Origin of the sequence: Glutamicibacter ardleyensis (assembly GCF_014644555.1) — a bacterium.
GTDB lineage: Bacteria > Actinomycetota > Actinomycetes > Actinomycetales > Micrococcaceae > Glutamicibacter > Glutamicibacter bergerei.
On record NZ_BMKX01000013.1, the window covers coordinates 38,220 to 59,919 of the forward strand.

Consider the following 21,700-nt stretch of genomic DNA (forward strand, 5'->3'; position numbering starts at 1 on the left):
GGACGGCCGCATCAAATAATTATATTTTTAGGCCACTATCGATACCGTGTTGCCCTGAAGAAATGCACCACACACGGACCACATGACAGCTCTACTTTGAACGGTTTAAATATCTCTCACTGGATTTGCAGACGCCCAGAGCCTCCCACTGATTCAATGGCCAATTTCCGTGTTAGGAGTATTCTCAGAAGATCACTCCACGAAGATCACCGAGCGCCACAAGCGACACCCGGGGAAACGCACCTGCATAAAATAATGCAGTAACGCACGTGGTCGGTCAGCTTGGGGAGAGCTGCCCTCGACGGAGGAAAAACATGAACACGCCTGAACTGCATACCCACACCACCGAGCGCCTCAATGAGCTGCTGCACTGCCCTGAAACACGAAGGCACTTCACCGCGTATGGATGGGTGGAAGGTATGCCGGTAGTCTTTGCGCACCGAGCTGAGCTGGTGGAAGACGTCATGGGTTTCGTTTCCGTCCATGGGCGGGCTGTGGTCCTGGTGCTCACTGACGCTCAAACCGACGCCTTGCAACTCTGGCATGTCACCATTCCCAGCCCCATCTTCACCAGAGTTCCAACCTTGCCATCGGGAACTACGCTCGAGGAACTCTGCGTCAGGCACAGCGAGAATAGGATCACGCCCTTTCGCGTCCATTTCTGGGCCCATAGCGCCGCACTCCACCAGATCCCCCTCTACGTCAGCAACGATAACCACCCGGCGGATGCCCAGCAATCATCTGACAATCGCTGAAACATGTGCCAATCCCCTAGTCAAACCTCTGAAATTTCTGAGAATCCTTGCCGATCCCCAGTTTCGACGCTTCATATACGCTCTGAGCAACACGCGGCTCCCTGTCTTTACCTGCCTGACTAGTCATTTTTCAGCATCTTCCTTTAATGTAGATTTTCTTTCCACAGGCAATGCAGTTCCCTCAAAAAACTGCCAATTTATCAGTTGACGTGAACTTTTATTAATGTTCATCTGCATCGGTAGCTTTGTTGCGCCGATCGTCTTAGGGTGGAAACAACACACTAAAGAACCACAGTGACAGGCAGCCAGTCTGCATTGCGCCTTGTTCCAAGCTGATGGGGATCACTCGGAAGACTCAAGAACACAGTGGAGGTAGTACCAATGCCAGGACGTCTCGTAAGAACACAAACGGCCGAACGAGTGAGCGAACTGCTCGGATCACGCGAAGGACGCAATCACCTCACCGCGCACGGTTGGGTTCAGGGAATGCCAGTGGTCATGGCTGTGCCTGCCGAACCGGTCAACGACGTCATGGGCATGGTATCCATGCACGGGCGTTCGGCGTTGGTTGCCATGCTCGACGCTGGTTCTGATGAACTCAAATTCCTCTATGTTTCCACGCCGAACCCGGCATTGCAGCAAGTTGATCCGGAAGAAGCTACAGCTCAAATCCAAGAGCTGTTTGCTCGCACAGGGAATCAAGGCGCGGTAACTTTCCGAGTGAAGTATTGGGCTTCCTGCGCAGTGACACTGCCCATCCCGGTGTTCCACCCGGCGGCAGACACGAAAAGCTACGGGCAGCGTTTGAGCCTTTGACCCTTTCCGCACACTATCGGATGGCAGAGAAAGGAGCATTGCGGCTCAAGGCCAGTCATCGGCCATGCCGCACAGCTAAATCCGCAGCTCTCAACAAGCCAGATTTTAATCGCTCCGGTCTCCCCCAGTCTTACCAGCATCGCTCAGCTTCGAAAGCTGAGCAGGTTCAGGTTTAGCTTCAGAAATCAAGCGCGCCTGTGGTACGTGCTACGAGGGCGGATGCTCATGCGACTCCGGAGAAAGCTTCTGCAGGTCGTGCTTTACCGCGTCGGGGCTTTCTCCTGCCGCGAGACGATGCACAGCTTCGAGCAGTCCTTGGACCTCTGCAACGCGGTGAGACCAATATGAGGTCTCTAAACCGAAACCTAAAGCCGACTCCTTGACGAACTGCTGCAACCCGTCGCGGTGGGTCTCCAAAGCGCTGGTCAGGTCATCGTACTGGTCAGGTGAGAGAGATAGATGAATGTCTTTGCGTTGGGTGTTCAACATGAACTCCTGGGTTGTCCAATAGTTCTATGGCCTCTGACCTTACTGCCGGGCAACAGGTATAGGTCAAGACCAGAGAGATTTACTCAGCAACCCACAAGAACCGTAAACAGTCATGAAGAATCAGTCTTTGCTGAAGTGCAGGACCCACGCCCCGAGGTAAATCGAATTGGGATTGTCCCGGTCAAGCCTAAGGGAGCACCGGCATGCTACGCCATGACGCAGGCCTCACCGGCAGTTCTTCGCCCGGTTCCCGTGAACAGCCACTTGAGGCATCCGAATGGCCGTGTTTCTCCTCGCGGTCAATATCCTCTATTCACGGTGGACCGCAAGACGGAAGCATTGGAGACACAACCTCTTACGGGCACGACTCAAAATCTAAAAATCAGCCAAAAAATCTGAGGTCAGCTGCATCCCGTAAACCACTGACAATGGAGTGTGGGAAATACCGTTCCGGAATCAGGTTTCGGGAATCTGAAAAGACTGCGAATCCACTCACTGACGGATAATGCGCGAGCAGTTGATCCTGCATCCCATTAGCGATGGTTTTCGAGGCAACTTGTCAGTTTCAGAAGTTCTCAGCACTTCTGTCCATCGTCCTCAGCACTATGCCCAGCTGCCCGTAGAGGGAGCCCTTACTGGACAAAAATTCATGTCGATCCCCACAAAACCAAGCATTCGTCACGGTTCAATGTAATGGAGAATGCAGGATCCCTGGGTATTGACCGAATTTCAGATATGGCACTACCTGGCATGGTTAGGATGAGGCATGGACACCGAATCCAGTACCTCTGACACCTTAGACGATTCCACTTTGTATGATGTCGTCGATGCCCGGAGCGGGCGAAACGGACGTGTGGCACGCCGCTTTCTCTTATGGTTGCTTGCGCTTTTTGTGCTGACCATGCTGGCTGGTGTCTTCGGCCAGGTATCACTCATTAAAAGTGCATCTCCGGGATATGAGCTTTCCGTGACCGCTCCGCGTACGACGAGGGCCGGAATGGACGCAACAGTCAGCTTGGAATTGCTTTCCGCACAGAAGATTTCCGGACCGATTAGCGTTGAAATTGAACAAGACTATTTCAATGGTTTTTCAACGCATGATTTTCCCCGGCACCCGATGGTGAGAGTAGCGACGGAAAATTTTTGGTACTCGACTATGACGCCCCAGATCACGTGACTTTTCGCTTAGATATTAATGGAACCATGAGCCAGGACAGTTCAATCTTCGACTCGGGTGAAGTCCGCGTTTACGTCGGTGATGAATTGGTAGCCTCTGCTGAACTCAAGACCTGGAAGGTTCTTTGATGGAAATTATTCTTCGCGCTGCTGTGGTATTTGTGGTGTTGTGGCTTATTACCCGAGCAGTCGGGCGCTCCACGCTGGGTGAGCTCAGTTCGTTTGAATTGCTGTTGTTCATTACGATGGGTGACCTGGTGGAACAAGGAATTACTCAAGAAGATCATTCGATGGCCGGAGGTCTGGCGGCGGTCAGTACGATGGCGCTGTTAACGGTGATTGTAGGTTGGGCCAACGTACGCTGGCCTAAGCTCAGTGGCATTCTCCATGGGGAACCCGTGGTTAGCTTGAGCAACGGACGTCCGGACACTAAGGCTTTACGGGCTGAACGCATGGCGCTCCATGATTTTATGACGGCGGCACGTGGAGAAGGGTTCAAGAACTTCTCGGATATCGATTTAGCGGTGCTGGAGCCTAACGGAAAGATCTCATTCTTCGCCAAGGAACAAGAGGGATAAGGCGATTTCTGAGACATCCGAATCAGCATAGATCGAGTTTGCTTCCATTGCCTCGGGAAGTCTTAAACCATCAAGTCAGAATATTCTATAACTGCTATTCAAGCGGAGAGACGCCAATTTTATTGCGCGGCACATGATCATCCGAAATCAGAATCGTGGAACATTCGAGCAGCAGAGGTTCTACAATCATGCGTTTCGAACAGTCATAAAAGCATAACAACGAAACTAGTTGTGAAATTCACCGCATTCGTATTCATGAAGGCCGCCAAGGACTCCGGCTTCTTCGACGAGCTCATGGACTTCATTAACCGAGGTGAGACCAGCTCAACGATAAAGACGGTTTCAAGCAACAGATCATCCGCGCCGGGTTTGAACGCGGGCTGAAAGCCGAGCGCACCGACCACCTCGGCTACGATAAGGGCGACAAGCAAGAAGAATTCATCCCGGATTCGCGCAACGGTTCCTGCCCGAAAATCTTATTCATCATCGCCGAAGACGTTGATCTGAACGTCGCGAGCGACCGTGCCGGCACACCAAGACAGCTCATCTCACCAACAACAGCGCGGGCAAGGAGAAAAGAATAGAACGGGACATCAGCCAATCTCCGACTAGATGCGCCGCTCTATGAGAGGCTTGCAAGTACACTCCTATACTTACCAGTTGATCTCATCTTTTCTCAGCTAATACTCACAACGGATCTAGGATGCATTCAGGAGACCCACAGTTCGATTCCGCATATAAGCAGAACGGAGAGGGTGATCGAGAACACCACTCACTTCCGTGACCTACCCATGGCGTAACGCTTAACGAATGGTCCTGGACCGCTGCCGAATCCGTAGAGGTAAACAGCGCCAACAATTGCGTCCGTCAGGTCGGGATCCGGTCAACCGATGTCGCTGCTCCTCAGGCATAAAAAACCGAATCCACGTGGTACCGCGTAGCACGAATGGGGTTGCCTGCAAGGAGTAGACAATTATGCGACGTTACGCAGGTGGCGTGAGTACTTCTTCGCGCTCTGCATAGTCTTCTTCCGAGCCTTGGTCTTCTGTTCAAATTCCACCGGCGGCACCATCCTATCTTCGAATGCAGCCCGTCAAAGTTTTACCAATGAACCCAAGCAATCACGGCATCAAGCACATCGGATTCAGTAGCCAAAGCTTCGGTTCTGAACGGTGGCTCTTTGGGCACTGCCTCATTTTTGAACAAGCCCATTATATTTTCGGAAGCGGCGTCATTTTATGCTCACCCATAATACCGATCGAGGGAACAAGGCCCTCCGCGGTCAGCGTGTCAGTTATGCATGAGGTAGAAAGATTTGTTCTCGTGCAGCGACATGAATCCGACACATAGTACGGTCAGGGATTCAGATTAGCGCCGCTAGGCCAGTGTCGGCGTGGGAAGGACTGATCAGGCAATGGAAAATAGTGGCCCATCGCCTACTGTGGAGAAATGAACAACGATTCCTCCCTCAATAAAGAACAGATTCTTCAACTGACGGCTCTTGCCATGGACCTGGCCCGCGAAGGCAAAATCACAGAATTAACAGAATTCTTAGACCATGGATTCCCAATAGATATTCAGGACCCCGACGGCAACACCTTGCTGATGCTCGCCGCCTATAAAGGCGAAGTGGACACGGTCACCATGCTGCTCAACCGCGGTGCCAACGTCGATATCCGCAACAACAGGGACCAGTCGCCCCTCGCCGGAGCCCTTTTCAAGGGTGAAGAGACTATTTGCGTGCAGCTTGTGGCGGCCGGTGCCGATCTAGATGCGGGCACCCCGTCGCCCCGAGCCGCTGCCACGATGTTCTCCCGCGAACACCTGATTAACCCCGCTGGTTGAACCCCGGCCTCAGCAGGTGAGGTCCTGACATACAACGGCGGCACCCACCTGATGCACAAATGCTCAAGGTGGGTGCCACCGCGATGGTCAGTATTGGCTACACGGCATCAGAGTTGACATCCACGTTGGAAATCTTTCCAGCCTGCAAAGCCTCAATGGCTGCACGGACACCTGCACCGTAGGCCGGATCGGCCTGAGTGCAGTTGTAGATGTGGCGCTCGATGGTGGCCTGTGACGCACCGTCGATGGCGCGGGCAGTATTCTCGAAGAGCACCTGACGCTGCTCTTGCGTCATCTTCTCGCGGAAGAGAATACCAGGCTGCTCAAAGTAGTTGGCATCATCTTCGCGGTAGTTGAAACGGTCCGCAACGGCGCCAATCGACTGGGATGGATCGGCGTAAGCTGGCTGCTCGGGCCAGCGGCCGTAGGAGTTCGGCTCAATGCCGGGGGTGCGGCCCTGGTTACCGTCAACACGGCCTTGACCATCACGATGGTACGTATTGACCGGAGCGTTCTTCGCTGCATTCACAGGAATCTGGTGGTGGTTCACACCGACGCGATAGCGCTGGGCATCGCCGTAGGAGAACAGACGGCCCTGAAGCATACGGTCCGGAGAGAAACTGATGCCGGGGACAACGTTAGCCGGGGTAAAAGCTGCCTGTTCAACATCTGCATGGTAGTTCTCGGCGTTGCGGTTCAGTTCCCACTCGCCGACCTCGATCAGCGGGTAGTCTTTCTTGGACCAGACCTTGGTGAGGTCAAACGGATGGTACTTGTAAGTCTCAGCATCAGCTTCAGGCATGATCTGTACCATCAGCTTCCACTTCGGGAAGTTCCCATTTTCAATCGAGTCGAAGAGGTCGCGCTGGCTCGACTCGCGGTCCCCCGCAACCACGGCAGCAGCTTCTTGGTCCGTCAAGTTCTTGATGCCCTGCTGAGTGCGGTGGTGGAACTTAACCCAGAAACGCTCTCCCTCAGCGTTGATCAGGCTATAGGTGTGGGAGCCGAAACCGTGCATGTGACGGTAGCTTGCCGGAATGCCACGGTCAGACATGACGATCGTAACCTGGTGCAGGGACTCAGGTAGGTTGGTCCAGAAGTCCCAGTTATTCTCGGCACTGCGCAGATTGGTGCGAGGATCGCGCTTAACAGCACGGTTCAGGTCAGGGAACTTCAGCGGGTCACGGAAGAAGAAGACCGGGGTGTTGTTACCCACCAAATCCCAGTTGCCCTCTTCGGTATAAAACTTCATGGCAAAGCCGCGGATATCACGCTCGGCGTCGGCAGCGCCGCGCTCACCGGCAACAGTGGAGAAGCGGGTGAACAGCTCAGTCTGCTTGCCAACCTCGGAGAAGATGTTCGCCTTGGTGTACTTAGTGATGTCGTTGGTGACCGTGAAGGTACCAAAAGCACCCGAGCCCTTGGCGTGCATGCGGCGCTCGGGGATGACCTCGCGGCTGAAGTGGGCCAGTTTCTCCAGAAACCATACGTCCTCCAGCAACATTGGTCCGCGGGGACCAGCGGTGAGGCTGTCCTGATTGTTAGCAACAGGAGCTCCTGCAGCGGTGGTCAGTGGCGCAGTGTTCTCAGTAGTCATATTGTTATTCGCTCCTTGTGGTGTTCGACGATGATTGCGTCAAAAGTTTTGTGGCTGTGCAGTCCGGGCAAATTCCCCAATAGATCACATCGGCTTCGTCAATGCTGTAACCGTGGCTGTCAGAGGCATGCAGGCAAGGCCCCTGGCCGATGGCACAATCCACGTCGGTGATTTTTCCGCAATCGCGGCACACCGCGTGGTGATGATTATCCCCCACCCTGCGTTCATAGCGTGCCGTTGACCCGGAAGGTTTAATGCATCGCAGCAGTCCAACATCAACCAATGTAGTCAACACGTCATAGACAGCCTGCTTAGAAATGCTATCCGTCCCTTGGTGAATGGCATCAAAAACATCATTGGCATCGGCATGGGGTCGGGCATCAACAGCATTAAGAACAGCAATACGGGCACGCGTCACGCGCAGCGAAGCTGCCCGCAACATTTTCTCGAATTCCTGATCGGTAGCCATGGTTCGACCCTACCTGCTTTTCTGGACTCAGTCCAATTAATCTTTCTATGGTGCGACACGTTTCTTCCACATCAGGTGACTCCGTTAAGACGCCGAGGATAAGATGAGGCGAAGACCACTCCATCGCTAATTGCTGGCGTACCGGTGGTCTCGCCAGTCGCCCTTAGCCGAAGGATGCACCGTGACAACAGCTAGCTCGATCGACGGTCGCCTTTTCAGTACTTGGGATCAATCGATGCCCCCTTCGTCCCGGGCTCCTTCGTCACCACGGGGCGCTCATCCGGCCTGCGCCACATCGGACTCATCGACCACGTCACCCTCACCGACACCGGCGCGCTCTCCGGCGAAGGTCGTGTGCTGGGGTCAATCGACGCAGACGGCAACCTAACCACATCACGTGCGAGCCCATTCTTCGAGACTGCGCTTCTGAAGGCGACGGCTGACGAGATCGAGTCGGTATACCAGGCGGCCGGTGCGACGCTTGGCGTGGGCACACTCGTGGAAACGCCCGAGATCGAGGCAAAACTCATTCCTAGCAGATTCAACCGACACACATTCTGGTGTGGGCAGAGTGGCTCAGGCAAGACCTATGCGCTCGGCGTCGTACTGGAACAGCTCTTGATCCACACGGCATTGCCGATGGTCATCTTCGACCCCAATGCCGGCTTCGTACGTCTCCGCGACTTGCGCTCAGACAGCCAGACCGACGCGCATCGCGCTCTCCGGGGCCGCGACATCCGGGTCCTAAGGCCCGCTGGACAGGGTCCGGAAGCCCTCCGAGCACGCTTTCGAGATTTTTCCATGCAATCAAGAGCAGCGGTCCTCCGTCTCGACCCCATAGTCGACAGGGACGAGTACAACGTGCTCACACGGGTCACCGGCGACAAAGACATAGACCGTGAGGGGATCCTGCCAGCGCTGCGTGCCAACGATGATCCTGCAGCGGATCTGCTCATCAAGCGGGTCGAGAATCTTCGGATGGCCGATTGGACCGTGTGGGCCCATGGTGGTGCAGACGTGAACACCGTCCTGGATGAGCGACCCGACGCGACTGTGCTCGACATCGGAGGCTTCGCCTATCACCCCGGCGAGAAGCTAGTCATCGCCCTCGCCGTTCTCGATGACCTGTGGGCGAAGCGCGAAGCCCGCCGGCCGATCCTCATCGTCATCGACGAGGCACACAACCTGTGTTCACCTGATAACGACAGCCCCCTGCATCGGGCCGTGCGCGAGCGGATCATCCAGATCGCCGCCGAAGGCCGCAAGTTCGGGTTGTGGTTGCTGCTGTCGACCCAGAGGCCCTCCAAGATCCATCCGAGCATTCTCTCCCAATGCGACAACCTGGCGCTGATGCGAATGAGCTCGCCCGTGGACCTTACGGAACTTGCAACCGTCTTCGGGTTCGTTCCCCCGTCAATGCTCGCCCGTTCGCCCCGATTTCAACAGGGTGAAGCCCTCTTCGCCGGCGGCTTCGTGCCGGCGCCGACTCTGCTCAAGGTTCAAGAGCGTCTCACCCACGAGGGCGGCTCAGACGTGGGCGTGCCCCCTGCGTTGATGTCCCCACCCACCGACTGACCTGGGGACAGCCGACGTGTGACGGGCACCGCCGACGCTGAAACTAGTCGGGGTAGCCCCGTCACCAAGGCCCGAACCGGGACGGTGCGCCGCAAACTCATCCAGGTTCCGGCGCGCATCGCCACAAGGGCCAGGAAAATCCGGCTCCGCATGCCGGTGGCTTGGCCTTGGCAACCCGAATGGGAACGGGTCTTCACAGCCATCCACGCCCCACCCCACGTGGCATGGGAACCGTTCATCGCGCCTTCACCGGCGAAGCTGGGAAACCACCGTGGAACATCCACTGGCAGCGAGGCCGGCCAGCCGTGCCCAAAACGAAACCGCCCCCGACCGCAGAAATCAAACGACGGTCAGAGGCGGATCGGTGGATTCAGGTTAAAAACTCACCACGGGTGACTGGTTCCAGCGTCGAAGCGCGGGCACCAATTTTGGCTTCCTCGCCTCGGCGCCTATAAGAAATATTCGTCACTTTTCAGGCTGGAATGAGGTACCCCGCCGTGCATTGGAGACCTTTGGAAGCCTCTGAACCGGATCTGGGTTCCGGTTGAGTTGCTAAGTCTCGCTCGATGTCGCCGCGGATGAAGCCCTCGACCTTTTCCTTGGCGATGTCGTCGTTGTACTGCTCCGGCGGGGACTTCATGAAGTAGGAGGATGCCGAGAGGATCGGTCCGCCGATGCCACGGTCGAGGGCGATCTTGGCGGCGCGCACGGCGTCGATGATGACACCGGCGGAGTTCGGGGAGTCCCACACCTCGAGCTTGTACTCCAGGGACACCGAGGCATCGCCGAAGTTTCGGCCTTCAAGACGCACGAAGGCCCACTTGCGGTCATCGAGCCAGGCAACGTAGTCGCTCGGGCCGATGTGCACGTCGTCGGCTTCCAACTTGGCGGAGGTGTTGGAGGTGACTGCCTGGGTCTTGGAGATCTTCTTGGATTCCAAGCGGTCGCGCTCAAGCATGTTCTTGAAGTCCATGTTGCCGCCGACGTTCAGCTGGTAGGTGCGGTCCAGGACCACCCCGCGGTCTTCGAACAGCTTGGCCATCACGCGGTGGGTGATGGTGGCGCCGATCTGGGACTTGATGTCGTCGCCCACGATCGGGACACCGGCAGCGGTGAACTTGTCGGCCCACTCCTTGGTTCCGGCGATGAACACCGGCAGCGCGTTGACGAAGCCGACACCGGCGTCGATGCATGCCTGGGCGTAGAACTTGGCAGCCGCGTCCGATCCGACGGGCAGGTAGCAAACCAGCACGTCGACCTTGGCGTCCTTCAGGGCTGCAACCATGTCCACCGGAGCGGCGGAGGATTCGGTGATGGTCTCGCGGTAGTACTTGCCCAGGCCGTCAAGGGTGTGGCCGCGCTGCACGGTGACGCCCGTGGCCGGCACGTCGGCGATCTTGATGGTGTTGTTCTCGGAAGCGAGGATGGCGTCGGCCAGGTCCAGCCCGACCTTCTTCTCGTCAACGTCGAATGCGGCGACAAACTGCACGTCGTTGACGTGGTACTTGCCGAACTGCACGTGCATCAGACCGGGAACGGTGGCCTGCGGGTCCGCGTCACGGTAGTACTCGACACCCTGAACCAATGACGTGGCGCAGTTGCCCACGCCAACGATTGCAACCCGAATCGGATTAGTTGCCATTCTTGATCCATTTCTCTAGGGTGGGTGCCTCGGCACCGATCGTGGTTCCGTCCCCGTGCCCGGTGTTGACCACCGTGTGCCCCGGCAGTGTGAGCAGGCGTTCGCGGATCGAGTCGATGATCGTCTCGAAACTCGAATGGCTGCGCCCGGTGGCCCCGGGGCCCCCGTTGAACAGGGTGTCCCCGGAGAACAGGGTGTCCAGATCCGGGACGTGGAAGCAGGTCGAGCCGGGGGAGTGCCCCGGGGTGTGCAGGGCCACCAGGGTGGTCCCGGCAACCTCGAACGTGTCCCCGTCCTTGATCTCGTGGTCCGCGGTGGTGCCGGGGAAAACATCTTCCCAGAGCATCTGGTCCGCCGGGTTCAGGAACACCGGGGCGGCCACCGCCTCGGCGAACTCGCGGGCGTAGCGGATGTGGTCGTCGTGCCCGTGGGTCAACAGCACGGCCTTGACCGCGCGGTCCCCGACCGCTTCCCTGATTTTTTCCGGGTCGTGGGCCGGGTCGATCACGAAAACCTCCGAGTCGTCCCCGATGATCCACACGTTGTTATCGACCTCCCAGGTCCCCCCGTCCAGGGAGAAAGTGCCGGAGGTGATGATGTTTTGGATCTGCGCGCCCATTTAGAGTTCCACCACCGAGCGCAGGACCTTGCCCTCGCCCATCTTGGTGAACGCCGCCTCCACATCGCCCAGGGAGATGCGTTCGGTGACGAACGCATCCAAATCCAGGCGCCCGAGCTTGTATTGCTCGACCAGCATCGGGAAATCACGGCTCGGCAGGCAGTCGCCGTACCAGGAGGACTTCAACGATCCGCCGTGGCCAAAGACATCGAGCAACGGAAGCTCGAGCTTCATCTCCGGGTTCGGGACACCGACCAACACCACGCGGCCGGCGAGGTCGCGGGCGTAGAACGCCTGCTTGTAGGTTTCGGGACGGCCCACCGCGTCGATGACCACATCGGCGCCGAAGCCCCCGGTGTGGGACTTGATTCCCTCGACGGCGTCGGAGGTCTTGGAGTTCACGGTGTGTGTGGCACCGAGGTTCTTGGCCATCGCCAGCTTCTCGTCGTCGATGTCCACGGCCACGATGGTCGTGGCTCCGGCCAGCTTGGCTCCGGCGATCGCTGCAATGCCCACGCCGCCGCACCCAATGACTGCCACGGATTCCCCGCGCTTGACCTCGCCGGTGTTCATCGCCGCACCGATCCCGGCCATCAAACCGCACCCCAGCAGGCCCACGGCCGCGGCGTCGACATCCTCATCGACCTTGGTGCACTGCCCGGCAGCGACCAGGGTCTTTTCGGCGAACGCGCCAATGCCCAGGGCCGGGGAGAGTTCGGTGCCGTCCTCCAGGGTCATTTTCTGGGTGGCGTTGGCGGTGTTGAAGCAGTACTGCGGCTGGCCCTTGGCGCAGGAACGGCACTGCCCGCACACCGCACGCCAGTTCAGGATCACCCGGTCCCCGACGACGACGTTGGTGACGCCCTCGCCCAGGGCCGAGACCACACCGGTGGCCTCGTGGCCCAAAAGGTAGGGGAATTCGTCCCCGATGCCGCCGTGCTTGTAGTGCAGGTCGGTGTGGCAGACACCGCAGGTGAGGATGTCGACCACTGCCTCCCCGGGTCCGGGGTCCGGGATCACGATGGTGACGGTTTCAACCGGGGCGTCCTTGGCTCGGACGATGACTGCTTGGACTTTCTGGGACATGACACTCCATTCATGTGTGGCCTGCGGAAGCATGGCCACGGTTTTTATTGATATTGAGACTGTATTTGACGCCGGGGTGGCGCAACTAGTGTTGGAACTCGCTCCGAAGCTGGAGTACCCGTCCTTCTTGGAAGGTGCGGGAAGCCATCGTCAAGAGTTGGATGAGGAGATTGCTGCGCGGAGCTTCTTGGCTTCCAATGCGGGATCCGCGGCGCTGTGGACGGACCTGCCGATAACGGCAACATCTGCACCTGCACGCTGGACGGATTCGATGGTGTCCAGGCTTACACCGCCGGCAACGGAGAACGGGACACGGGCCTCTTCCCCGGCCGCCAGCAGACCGCCCAGGTCGTGACCGGGCTGGGCCTGCTCGTCGAGGCCGGCGTGGAACTCCACGAATTTCGCCCCCAGTGCCCGGGCTTCCTTGGCGCGGGTGACCTTGTCCGCCACACCGATGAGGTCAACGACGATGCCCTTGTTGTGGGCCCTGGCCGCCTTGACACCACCGGCAATGGTGGAATCGTCCGCGCTTCCGAGGATGGATACCAAGTCGGCACCGGCCTTGAAGGCGATGTCGGCCTCGAGTTCTCCGGCGTCCATGGTCTTCATGTCGGCAAAGACGATCTTGTCCGGGTGGGCCGCCTTGATGGCGGTAACAGCGGACAGCCCTGCGGCCTTGATCAAAGGAGTTCCGAGCTCGATGATGTCCACGTATTCGGCAACTTGACCGGCCAGCAATAGGGCATCTTCGACCGTAAGGAGGTCCATGGCTACTTGGAGCTTCAAGATGTTAGATCTTTCTGTAGGGATCTGCGGTATGTCCTAAAAACGAAGACGTTGGTTATTCGAGGTTGGCGTGCCTGACCCAGAGTTTTTCGGCAGGCTCATCGGTGCTGTCCCACAATGACTGGAAAATCGCTTCGGTGAGGAGGAAAAGCACCTGTTCGAAGAGGGAACCCGAGTACTGGCGGGAGAGGCCGGAGCCGTGGTCTGTTTTCAGGGCGGCGGGAATGATCACCAGCGAGTCGGCGAGTTTGGCGAGCGGCGACTCCGGGGTGGCGGTGAAGGCGGCAATGCGCGCTCCAACCCGCTGCGCCGTTTCCGCCGACCTGAGCACTCCCTGCGTCGTTCCGGAGCCGGAGGCCACCAAGAGCAGGTCACCCGGACCGATGGCCGGGGTGGTGGTGGCTCCGGCAACATGGACGGTCATGCCCAGGTGCATCAGCCGCATGGCGGCCATGCGCAGTACCAGGCCACTTCGGCCCGCACCGGCAACGAATACCCGGCGTCCCTGGCCCAAAAGGTCTGCTAGGTCGGCCATCTCTTGGCCATCGACTGCGGCCGTCGTGTCGGAGATCTCGTCCCGTACGAGGGACAGATTGCGGTCGATCCCACCCCCGCTGGTGTGCACGGTATGTGTCGCGCTCGGTGTTGGGTTCACGATATCTTCCCTCCGATTCGATCTGTGGCCGGTGGCGGCCGCATGGATGTTTCCTGCTTGATATCCATCCTCTCGGAAAAAAGGGGTAGGGGTAACGCTGTTTTATGACAGTTGTAACTACACTTTAGGATGGGTGGATGCGTTGGTCCCAAGGACTTCGTCCCAGAAGCGGAACGACCGCCCCCACTCCCCGAAGGGATCCACCATGCACCATCCAGATCTACCGTGGCCGCTCTTGCAGAACGTGGCAGCACTGGCCGAGTCTCCGCTGTCCGAGATAGCGAAACGGCTACGCGAGGCTGTGCTTCCCTATTACAGAAGCAGTGCGCTGGTCATCTTTACCGAAGACTGCACGGGACGACCCCAAAAGAAAGCGGGCGAGGAAGACATTATTTCCCGGGTCTCCATCGCCGAGCTCGACGCGCTTCGTGCCTCCCTGCCGGATGAGGCACCTTGGTTCGGGGAAGCCGAGCTCGCCGGCCGTCCACGCCCCGTACTCGCCCTTAAATACGCTCCCAGTCACGCTCTCCTCGTGCTGACGGATCCCCGCCCGGCGGATCCAGGGTACGAAGCGGGGCTTGACTTGGTGACGTACCTTTGGCGCGTTGCTGCCCGGCGGATTCAGGAGAAAGTAGCCGATGCGCCACCTGCATACCTGTTGGAATCGCGGGCTTCCTCGGCCGAACGCATCCGCGTGACTGCGGAACTAACGGACCTGCACTCCACGACCTTGGAGACCCTCTTGGCGGCCCTGCGTTCATCCTCCTTGGACGATGCTGCAGCCCGCTCCACCGTCACGGACCTCGCCTCCAAGGCCTTGGTCGGGCTCCGTACCCTGAACGACCGAACGACAGATCTGGTGGAGGAGTCAGTTGGAACCGCCTTTGAACGCCTCCGGGAGAACCTGCAGTCGCTGACACGCTTCAGCGACATCGAGTTTGAGTTTATTGAACCACCACTAACAGGTAGGGCCTTGCCAGGCGAGGTTGCCCACGCGGCACGGGCCATCGTTCGCGGGCTTTTGTTGGCCATGATGGAGCAACCCAAGCTCAACAGAATCCGGACGCAATGGGACTGCGACGGTGAAAACTTGCTGATCAACGTGCGCGACGACGGCGACGGGACACTCGCTGCCGACGATCCGAGCATTATGCGTTTGGATCGCCGCGTCGAAGCGCTAACCGGCCACCTGCAGATCGACGTTATGCCGGGCTGGGGTGCAGACGTAGTTGTTACTCTTCCGCTGGCTCCGCCTGCCCCCTTGGCCGGGTACATAGCCGCTTGGAACCTTGCCGCTCGGGAACTCGAAGTACTCCAGCACCTTGTCGCCGGTCACAGCAACCGGACCATCGCATCGAAACTGGGCATCAGCGAAAACACGGTCAAATTCCATGTGCGGAACCTATTCAAGAAAATCGACGTCGGCTCCCGAACCGAAGCCATTGCCCTGGCGCACAGCCACGGACTCCGTTGACAGTGCAGGGACGGAGTGAGGTCAAACCCGCGCACCAACACCCCTGATTCCTCCCACATAGAACCGGCAAAACGTGGTGCAACCCTGACGATTGGCCCGTAGGGCGGTGGCCCCGGTCCATCCAGCTTGAGGAATCGATCCAGCCGCGTTGGTCCACCTCCAGCGAAGCCTCCACAGGTCCAATGAGACCTACAGGGTCAGGCAAACCCTGAACGGACCCCCGCCGCGAATGCATGGATACAGGTCGCTCGGAGACGACCCCTTGCACTCCGAGACGACCCCTTGCAGATGAACGTCAACCACGGGGCCGCCAAAATGAAAACAAAGCACACAATTCGTTGTTGGATTGGTTGCGCCAGGGGACGTACCGACGGATCATGCCCGGTTGCGCCCGGTGGCCGGGATGGTCGGTGCCATTCAGCGCGAAGTAGCGCGGCGCGGTGAACCGGGGTTCGATCCGGTTCAGGAGTGAACCGTGGAACGGCACGTAGGCAAGCTCCACGTTGTTCGCCGCCGCCCAGTCCCCGACTCTGGAATCGCCTTTCGTGAAACGGTGCGGGCTGTAGTTGTCCATGATGATCACGATCCGCAAGCCGCGGTACTCGCTGTCGAATCCAGGCGGGCCAGCTGTGTCGGGACTGGATGTGAAGCCAGATATCGAAAATGAGATCTGGTTTCCGCCGGGGTTCGCTCTGCGGAAACCGGTGGTGAACCGTGACCGAAGATTGGCCTCAGCGCCCAAACCCCAATACCCGGGCTATTGGTTCCTGCCCGGGTAACCACTGAACTTGTTCTTCTTGGACATCTTGCCGACCGGCTTTCACGGATGCGTCAGCGCCCAGGTCAAGCCGGGATCGACCGTTTATGTTGCCGGGGCCGGACCCGTAGGTCGTTGTGCGGCAGCCGGTGCGCGGCTGTTGGGAGCGGCATGTGTCATCATCGGCGACCAAAACAAGGAACTGTCTGGAGGTGATGGAGAAGGCGGGTTACGAAACGGCCGACCTGAGTAGTAGCGTTCCACTGACCGACCAGATTGACGCAATCCTCGGTGTCCCGGAAGTTGACTGCGGTGTCGATGCTGTCGGCTACGAAGCCCACGGACTTGGCGAGTCCAGTGACAAGGAAGCTCCCGAAGCAGCCTTGAATTCGATGTTTGAAGTGGTTCGAGCCGGCGGGGCCATTGGTATCCCCGGAATCTATGTCGGCAACGATCCAGGCAGCAAGCACGATCGAGCGAAAAATGGCACCCTTGATTTGGCGCTCGGAGCAGCGTGGTTCAAGTCCCTGACTTTGGTCACCGGCATGGCTCCCGTGAGAAATTACAGTCTCGAACTCATGCAAGCCATCCTCTGGAACCGCATCGATCTTCCGGCTGTAATGAACACCGAAGTCGTTCCGATCGACCAGGGACCGGACGCGTACGCACGATTCAGTGCTGGTTCGTCGAAAAAGTTCGTCATCGACCCGAACGGAATGTTGAAGAAATAGTTCTGTACCGAGGAACGGTTCGGCAAACATTTTAGGTCGATATCGTGGAATGTGTGGGCGAAAGGGCATGATGCCCTTTTGCCCACACGTTCCACGTCCGCTTCTGGTCGAAGCGCCAGCACCGGTAAAGCCGCCCGTGGATTAATCGGGCCTTGGACTGGGCTCCACTTTATGGCGCAGAGGGATCCACTTCTACGATCTGGATCCAGCACTGCTGCTAAAGGCGGAATTACCCAATAGCGCGTGCCGCACGTCCATACACCCGGGTGAAACCGGTGCGCCATCCACGGCTGTGGCTCGTGCTGCCGGGAACATCAGGCCTGGGTAAGTGCTCTTGGGCGACTCAGAACGTCAGCACGAGTCGCCCGCGGGCCCCGCCGCCCTCGAGGCGTCGATGTGCTTGTTCCGCCTGCTCGGCCGGGAGTGCCGCGGCCACGCGCGGGGTGAGGACACCGTCCTGGACGTAACGGCGCAGTAAGTCCAGCTTGTCGGCCGAACGGTACTCGCGGAATACGTTGACCTTATGGAACGTGACGTCTCGGGTCGGCGGCCCCGCCCAACGACCGATTGAAACGAAGGCACCACCATTGCGGACGGCGGGCAGTGCTTTCTCGTTCATGCGGGCAGCATCGATGAGCGCGTCGGCACCGTCGGGAACGATGGCGCGGATGCGGTCGGCCACGTCGTCTCCTCGGGCAACCACGTGATCGGCACCGAGGTCTTCCACGAGCCCGCGGTCTTTTTCTGCGGCGTCGGCGATGACCACCAAGCCGGCATGTTTGGCCAACTCGATGACATAGTTGCCCAGTGTGCCGGCGGCGCCGGTCACCGCCAGGGTTTGCCCGGGTTCCAGTCCCGCCATTTCAAGGGCCTGGATCGCGGCGAGTCCGTTCATCGGCACAGTCGATGCGGCGTTCATGTCGAGATTGGTGGGGATACGGGTCATCGATTCATCGGGGCCGACCAAATACTCGACATATGCGCCACCGTGGGCGCTCAACGGCAGGGCCATGGCCATCACTTCGTCGCCGATTTCCCAGCGGCTACCTGGGCCTGTTTCGTCGATGACGCCAGCGGCGTCCATGCCGGGCACATACGGCGGTTCAAATTCACCGGTACCCAGGCCTCCGGAGCGCACCTTGGTATCCACCGGGCTCACTGCAACGGCCTTCACGCGTAGGCGGGCCTCGCCCGGGCCGGGATGCGGTTCGCTGACATTGTGCACGGTGAGGGCCTCCGGCCCTCCGAATTCACTAACTCCAATAGCCTTCATATTGGTGGCAACGCGCCCTCTCCCGCAGGTATTCCAAGCGCAGACGCATCATAGACAGGATTCTGGTGCGGCATCCACCCAACGAGACCAAACGACGCGTGGACAAAAACTGTCTATCATTCCGCTCGCAAGCGGGTCACTCGACGATTCAAGCACCACCAAAATTGTCGTTTTCCTCTAAGTCGTCCGCACGAGTTTCAGAAGTCACCTACACGGCCGCTATTTCGATTTCAGGAGTTTCTTGCCGTCGGGCCGAAGCTCCCCGGTCGGGGAGACGTGCCGGTAGAGGGTTTGCCGGGTAACACCCAGTTCCTCGCACAGGGAGCCGATCTTCGTTTCCTTATGTCCCACGGCGGCCATGGCCAGGCGGACCTTGGCCGGTGTCATCTTGTAGGGCCGGCCTCCCTTGCGGCCGCGGGCCCGGGCCGAGGCCAATCCTGCCTTGGTGCGCTCGGAAATGAGTTCGCGTTCGAACTCGGCCAGGGCGGCGAAGATCCCGAAGACCAGTTTCCCCGAGGCTGTCGTGGTATCGATGGCCGCGCCCTCCCCGGTGAGGACCTTGAGTCCGATGCCGCGTTCGGTGAGGTTGTGGACGGTGTTCACCAGGTGGCGCAGGTCCCGGCCCAGCCGGTCAAGCTTCCACACCAACAGGGTGTCTCCCGCATTCATGCCCTTCAGGCAGGAAGCCAGTTCCGGCCTGTCGTCCTCCTTCCCCGAGGCGTGGTCCTCATAGAGCTTCGACGGGTCGACCCCTGCCGCCAGGAGTGCATCGCGTTGGAGGTCGGTGCTTTGCGATCCGTCCGTTTTCGATACCCGCATGTAGCCGATCAGCATGGCTCAAACCTCTTGTCATCTATACGGCCGTTTACGTGACGCCAAATTTAGGAAAGTAAGCGTTTACGAAAAATGTCACTTAACTCGTTATTTATTCTAGGTTATGCAAAGGTAGTGTGTTTGTTGTTATATGACAGTCTGCTCAGCAGCAGACGAAGCACGATGATTTGCACGCTCGACAACGCGGCGTCGGCTCCGCATGTGAAAATTATCGGCAATGAAAACGACTGTGAACCGTATTGCGGTTGGTGCATATGACTTCTGACAAACCATGTATCCGAAGTCGGCTTCAATCGCCCCAAAGTTCGGGAATCCCAATGCAGGCGACTTCGGAAAGCGACAATATGTTGATCGGATACGCACGGGTTTCCACTGCAGACCAAAACCCGGACCACCAGGTGGATGACCTCATGCGTGCGGGGGTCGCCACAGAGAACATTTACGTCGACCGTGCCAGCGGCGCCAAGGTCAGCCGGCCCGAGCTCGATAAGGCCCTCGCCTCCGCCAACCGAGATGGCGACCAGCTCGTCATCACCCGCCTGGATAGACTCGGGCGTTCAGTGCTTCATTTAGTCAAGCTCGGCGCAAACATGCGAGAACGGGGTGTAGGGCTGGTCGTACTTGAGCAGGCCATCGACACCACGACCCCGGAAGGTAGGGCGATGTGCGGAATGCTCTCGGTTCTCGCTGAACTCTAACGCGAACTCATTGCCGCAAATACCCGCGGCGGCCTCGCTGCGGCCCGGGCCCGCGGAAAAACAGGAGGGCGGCGTCGGAAGCTCACCTCCGATCAGGCCGCCCATGCCCAACAGCTCTACGATGCAGGGAAACACACCGTCCAGCGGATCGCCGACCCGCTCCAGGTTCCTCGTTCCACCATCTACGGCCACCTTAACAAAGAAAGTATCGGGCGGCACCCCACCGGCAAAGGGCCTATGCAGGCTTAGCGCTCAATCCGTCCCCATTACTACCAAGACCCCAACTCCAGGACTTCAGCCAGCAGCTTTCGCCAACTAATCGTTGGACGGTCCGCTCCTCTAGCAGCCAGCGCTGCTTCATGTGTGGCACGGGTACCGGGCTCATAGCTTTCCCGAGATTGGAAGTGTGCGTGGATGGTAGCCACGTTTTTATGGCAGCGATCGGCGATTTCACGCGCGGTCAGTCCGGCAGCGTACATCATGTCCCATTCAGGATGCCTTGAAACTTCCCAGCCCGTCATGCTGGACATGCTATTAGGACCACCCACTTGGCGGAACGTCTCACTTCGGCGAATCAATAAGTTTGCATGACTAGGAGAGTCATTCGTGCCTAAGGTGAACCACCAGGCGAACTCGAATATCATTTAGCCAGTTTTACTCTGAGCTCGAACTCGTGAAAGACCACCACATGAAAATCATTAATTTCATGGTCCCTGCCGCGTTGAATTTTGCTCTCAGGATGAGCCTCCTCGGCGCTGCCAACCCAAGCCGCCGTCAGTTTACCTGCAAGCTGCACCCCACCGACGTGCCCCGTACAAAAGCCAATGTATACGAGAGGTGGCTTGTGAAAAAGTGACATCCACCGATAGCCTCATTTCTCCGATTTAGCCATCTAGCTCGTTTTCAAAACGAAAATAAGGCGCTGTTGCGGCCAAATCCAAACGGGCTTGATACTCGTTGCGCATTCTCCAATGAAGATTGCACGCTCCCCTTAATTCATCGTCTGGATTCTTTTCCGGGGGCCGAAAACACCCCAAAGTATCTACTCATTGGCGAAACGACACGACACATTGAGAGTATTTAAGTTATTTTTAGGCTCCCCATTTTCTGATATTCAAACGGTGCCAAGGGGTATAAAGGTACCTTTCGAGGCTTAACCACCTTTAGAGAGCCGGTGTTCTGACCGAATTTTGACAGGATGTGGATGAATATTGGGTTTTTTGGTGAAGGCTTTGGGTTAAATGGCAAATAGACAAAAGGTACCTTTTGAGGCTCACGGTACCTAAACCGCACTTTGCCCCAAAATATCCAGACTCGCGAGGAAAACAGCCTCACAGAATCCTTACTTACATGGTGGTAGTTTCGTGTGTAGTCGGAAACAGTTACAGACCCAAAGGGTTCGGAACAGTAGAGCGAGGGAAGTAAACATGGCTGCAACAGGAAACCGCGGAGGCGGGCGACGGAGCAAAGGCGAGCGCTTCTTTGTAGGCACTCGTGTACCTGTGGCTCACCAAGAACAGCTGAAGGAGGCTGCCGCACGCGACAACCTATCCGTTAGTGAATTCGTGGAGAACTTGATTGTCTCAGCTGTAAATGATCCCAAGCATGGTTCTGGACGCAAAGGTCCTGAACGTCTAAGCCTCACGGCTTAAAATAAGGAGCCCGCATGTAGCGGGCCCCTGAAGTATGTGTTCCTCGTCGGGAAGCTTGCCGGCCAAAGACGAAGAACTTATTTAGTTAGATCCACAAAAAGAGGAAAGGAGGTAGAAAACCCAAGGAACCAGAACACTCGCAGAGCGCTCAGACTCCGACCTTATGAGCAAATGATTCATCATTCACACACAG

Annotated in this window: 25 protein-coding genes and 1 pseudogene; 12 read left to right on the top strand and 14 right to left on the bottom strand. The window is 58.0% G+C overall.

What is annotated here, in order from left to right; genetic code table 11:
- Nucleotides 1-314 precede the first annotated feature (314 nt).
- The gene (locus IEX04_RS17545; RefSeq protein ID WP_188687374.1) at nucleotides 315-755 is read left to right on the top strand and encodes a hypothetical protein; all 441 of its coding nucleotides are present in this window, start codon (nucleotides 315-317) and stop codon (nucleotides 753-755) included.
- A gap of 381 nt (nucleotides 756-1,136) precedes the next feature.
- Nucleotides 1,137-1,571 (top strand): hypothetical protein, encoded by a 435-nt coding sequence (locus IEX04_RS17550; RefSeq protein WP_188687375.1) that lies wholly within the window; start codon nucleotides 1,137-1,139, stop codon nucleotides 1,569-1,571.
- Between the two features lie 207 nt (nucleotides 1,572-1,778).
- On the opposite strand, the gene IEX04_RS17555 is transcribed toward IEX04_RS17550, so the two are convergent.
- Nucleotides 1,779-2,060, bottom strand: a complete 282-nt coding sequence (locus tag IEX04_RS17555; protein ID WP_188687376.1) for a hypothetical protein — start codon at nucleotides 2,058-2,060, stop codon at nucleotides 1,779-1,781.
- Nucleotides 2,061-2,826: 766 nt separating this feature from the next.
- On the opposite strand from IEX04_RS17555, the gene IEX04_RS17560 reads away from it, so the two are divergent.
- Both IEX04_RS17560 and IEX04_RS17565 read left to right on the top strand, forming a co-directional pair.
- Nucleotides 2,827-3,237 carry a hypothetical protein gene (locus IEX04_RS17560; RefSeq protein ID WP_188687377.1) on the top strand — a complete coding sequence of 137 codons (411 nt, stop codon included), beginning with the start codon at nucleotides 2,827-2,829 and terminating at the stop codon, nucleotides 3,235-3,237.
- Between the two features lie 127 nt (nucleotides 3,238-3,364).
- Nucleotides 3,365-3,814: a DUF421 domain-containing protein gene (locus tag IEX04_RS17565; protein WP_188687378.1), complete on the top strand. Its 450-nt coding sequence runs from the start codon at nucleotides 3,365-3,367 to the stop codon at nucleotides 3,812-3,814.
- 203 nt (nucleotides 3,815-4,017) lie between these two features.
- On the opposite strand, the gene IEX04_RS18915 is transcribed toward IEX04_RS17565, so the two are convergent.
- Entirely contained in the window at nucleotides 4,018-4,245 is a 228-nt protein-coding gene (locus IEX04_RS18915) for a hypothetical protein (protein WP_229677225.1), read from the bottom strand.
- Here IEX04_RS18915 and IEX04_RS19180 point away from each other — a divergent pair.
- Together IEX04_RS19180 and IEX04_RS17575 are read left to right on the top strand one after the other, a co-directional pair.
- A complete protein-coding gene (locus IEX04_RS19180; RefSeq protein WP_407646320.1) occupies nucleotides 4,195-4,398 on the top strand; it encodes a transposase in 204 nt (67 codons plus the stop codon). The genes IEX04_RS18915 and IEX04_RS19180 overlap by 51 nt on opposite strands.
- A gap of 865 nt (nucleotides 4,399-5,263) precedes the next feature.
- Entirely contained in the window at nucleotides 5,264-5,659 is a 396-nt protein-coding gene (locus IEX04_RS17575; protein WP_188687379.1) for an ankyrin repeat domain-containing protein, read from the top strand.
- A gap of 97 nt (nucleotides 5,660-5,756) precedes the next feature.
- Here the strand turns inward: IEX04_RS17575 and IEX04_RS17580 are convergent, their stop codons facing one another.
- Complete coding sequence (locus IEX04_RS17580) at nucleotides 5,757-7,256, bottom strand: catalase (RefSeq protein ID WP_188687380.1); 1,500 nt, start codon at nucleotides 7,254-7,256, stop codon at nucleotides 5,757-5,759.
- Nucleotides 7,257-7,260: 4 nt separating this feature from the next.
- Nucleotides 7,261-7,725, bottom strand: coding sequence for a Fur family transcriptional regulator (locus tag IEX04_RS17585; RefSeq protein ID WP_188687381.1), 465 nt, complete (start codon nucleotides 7,723-7,725; stop codon nucleotides 7,261-7,263).
- Between the two features lie 222 nt (nucleotides 7,726-7,947).
- Between IEX04_RS17585 and IEX04_RS17590 the strand changes: the two genes are divergently transcribed.
- On the top strand, nucleotides 7,948-9,300 hold the full coding sequence (locus IEX04_RS17590) for an ATP-binding protein (RefSeq protein ID WP_229677226.1): 1,353 nt from the start codon (nucleotides 7,948-7,950) through the stop codon (nucleotides 9,298-9,300).
- A gap of 559 nt (nucleotides 9,301-9,859) precedes the next feature.
- Here the strand turns inward: IEX04_RS17590 and IEX04_RS17600 are convergent.
- The 5 genes and pseudogenes from IEX04_RS17600 to hxlB all read right to left on the bottom strand — a co-directional run.
- A pseudogene (locus IEX04_RS17600) lies at nucleotides 9,860-10,942 on the bottom strand (inositol-3-phosphate synthase); the annotation flags it as partial.
- Nucleotides 10,932-11,561: an MBL fold metallo-hydrolase gene (locus IEX04_RS17605; RefSeq protein ID WP_188687383.1), complete on the bottom strand. Its 630-nt coding sequence runs from the start codon at nucleotides 11,559-11,561 to the stop codon at nucleotides 10,932-10,934. The pseudogene IEX04_RS17600 and the gene IEX04_RS17605, both read right to left, overlap by 11 nt.
- Entirely contained in the window at nucleotides 11,562-12,647 is a 1,086-nt protein-coding gene (locus IEX04_RS17610) for an S-(hydroxymethyl)mycothiol dehydrogenase (RefSeq protein WP_188687384.1), read from the bottom strand. It abuts the gene before it with no gap.
- Between the two features lie 150 nt (nucleotides 12,648-12,797).
- Nucleotides 12,798-13,433 (bottom strand): 3-hexulose-6-phosphate synthase, encoded by a 636-nt coding sequence (gene hxlA / locus IEX04_RS17615; protein WP_188687385.1) that lies wholly within the window; start codon nucleotides 13,431-13,433, stop codon nucleotides 12,798-12,800.
- Nucleotides 13,434-13,488: 55 nt separating this feature from the next.
- The gene (gene hxlB, locus IEX04_RS17620) at nucleotides 13,489-14,088 is read right to left on the bottom strand and encodes a 6-phospho-3-hexuloisomerase (RefSeq protein ID WP_188687386.1); all 600 of its coding nucleotides are present in this window, start codon (nucleotides 14,086-14,088) and stop codon (nucleotides 13,489-13,491) included.
- 205 nt (nucleotides 14,089-14,293) lie between these two features.
- On the opposite strand from hxlB, the gene IEX04_RS17625 reads away from it, so the two are divergent.
- A complete protein-coding gene (locus tag IEX04_RS17625; RefSeq protein ID WP_188687387.1) occupies nucleotides 14,294-15,562 on the top strand; it encodes a helix-turn-helix transcriptional regulator in 1,269 nt (422 codons plus the stop codon).
- 295 nt (nucleotides 15,563-15,857) lie between these two features.
- Here IEX04_RS17625 and IEX04_RS17630 read toward each other — a convergent pair whose 3' ends face one another.
- Nucleotides 15,858-16,136 carry a hypothetical protein gene (locus IEX04_RS17630; RefSeq protein WP_229677227.1) on the bottom strand — a complete coding sequence of 93 codons (279 nt, stop codon included), beginning with the start codon at nucleotides 16,134-16,136 and terminating at the stop codon, nucleotides 15,858-15,860.
- 395 nt (nucleotides 16,137-16,531) lie between these two features.
- Here IEX04_RS17630 and IEX04_RS17635 point away from each other — a divergent pair, with 395 nt between their 5' ends.
- Entirely contained in the window at nucleotides 16,532-17,050 is a 519-nt protein-coding gene (locus IEX04_RS17635) for an MDR/zinc-dependent alcohol dehydrogenase-like family protein (protein WP_229677228.1), read from the top strand.
- A gap of 343 nt (nucleotides 17,051-17,393) precedes the next feature.
- Here the strand turns inward: IEX04_RS17635 and IEX04_RS17640 are convergent, their stop codons facing one another.
- Both IEX04_RS17640 and IEX04_RS17645 read right to left on the bottom strand, forming a co-directional pair.
- A complete protein-coding gene (locus IEX04_RS17640; protein ID WP_229677229.1) occupies nucleotides 17,394-18,275 on the bottom strand; it encodes an NADP-dependent oxidoreductase in 882 nt (293 codons plus the stop codon).
- Between the two features lie 267 nt (nucleotides 18,276-18,542).
- Entirely contained in the window at nucleotides 18,543-19,157 is a 615-nt protein-coding gene (locus tag IEX04_RS17645) for a recombinase family protein (protein ID WP_188687389.1), read from the bottom strand.
- Nucleotides 19,158-19,474: 317 nt separating this feature from the next.
- Between IEX04_RS17645 and IEX04_RS18920 the strand changes: the two genes are divergently transcribed.
- Nucleotides 19,475-19,855 carry a recombinase family protein gene (locus IEX04_RS18920; RefSeq protein ID WP_229677230.1) on the top strand — a complete coding sequence of 127 codons (381 nt, stop codon included), beginning with the start codon at nucleotides 19,475-19,477 and terminating at the stop codon, nucleotides 19,853-19,855.
- Between the two features lie 9 nt (nucleotides 19,856-19,864).
- Complete coding sequence (locus tag IEX04_RS18925) at nucleotides 19,865-20,104, top strand: helix-turn-helix domain-containing protein (protein WP_229677238.1); 240 nt, start codon at nucleotides 19,865-19,867, stop codon at nucleotides 20,102-20,104.
- Nucleotides 20,105-20,124: 20 nt separating this feature from the next.
- Here the strand turns inward: IEX04_RS18925 and IEX04_RS17655 are convergent, their stop codons facing one another.
- Nucleotides 20,125-20,385: a hypothetical protein gene (locus IEX04_RS17655; RefSeq protein ID WP_188687390.1), complete on the bottom strand. Its 261-nt coding sequence runs from the start codon at nucleotides 20,383-20,385 to the stop codon at nucleotides 20,125-20,127.
- Nucleotides 20,386-20,495: 110 nt separating this feature from the next.
- Nucleotides 20,496-20,714 (bottom strand): hypothetical protein, encoded by a 219-nt coding sequence (locus IEX04_RS17660; protein ID WP_188687391.1) that lies wholly within the window; start codon nucleotides 20,712-20,714, stop codon nucleotides 20,496-20,498.
- A 568-nt stretch (nucleotides 20,715-21,282) separates the two neighbouring features.
- Between IEX04_RS17660 and IEX04_RS17665 the strand changes: the two genes are divergently transcribed.
- Complete coding sequence (locus IEX04_RS17665; RefSeq protein WP_188687392.1) at nucleotides 21,283-21,507, top strand: hypothetical protein; 225 nt, start codon at nucleotides 21,283-21,285, stop codon at nucleotides 21,505-21,507.
- The last annotated feature ends 193 nt before the right edge of the window (nucleotides 21,508-21,700 follow it).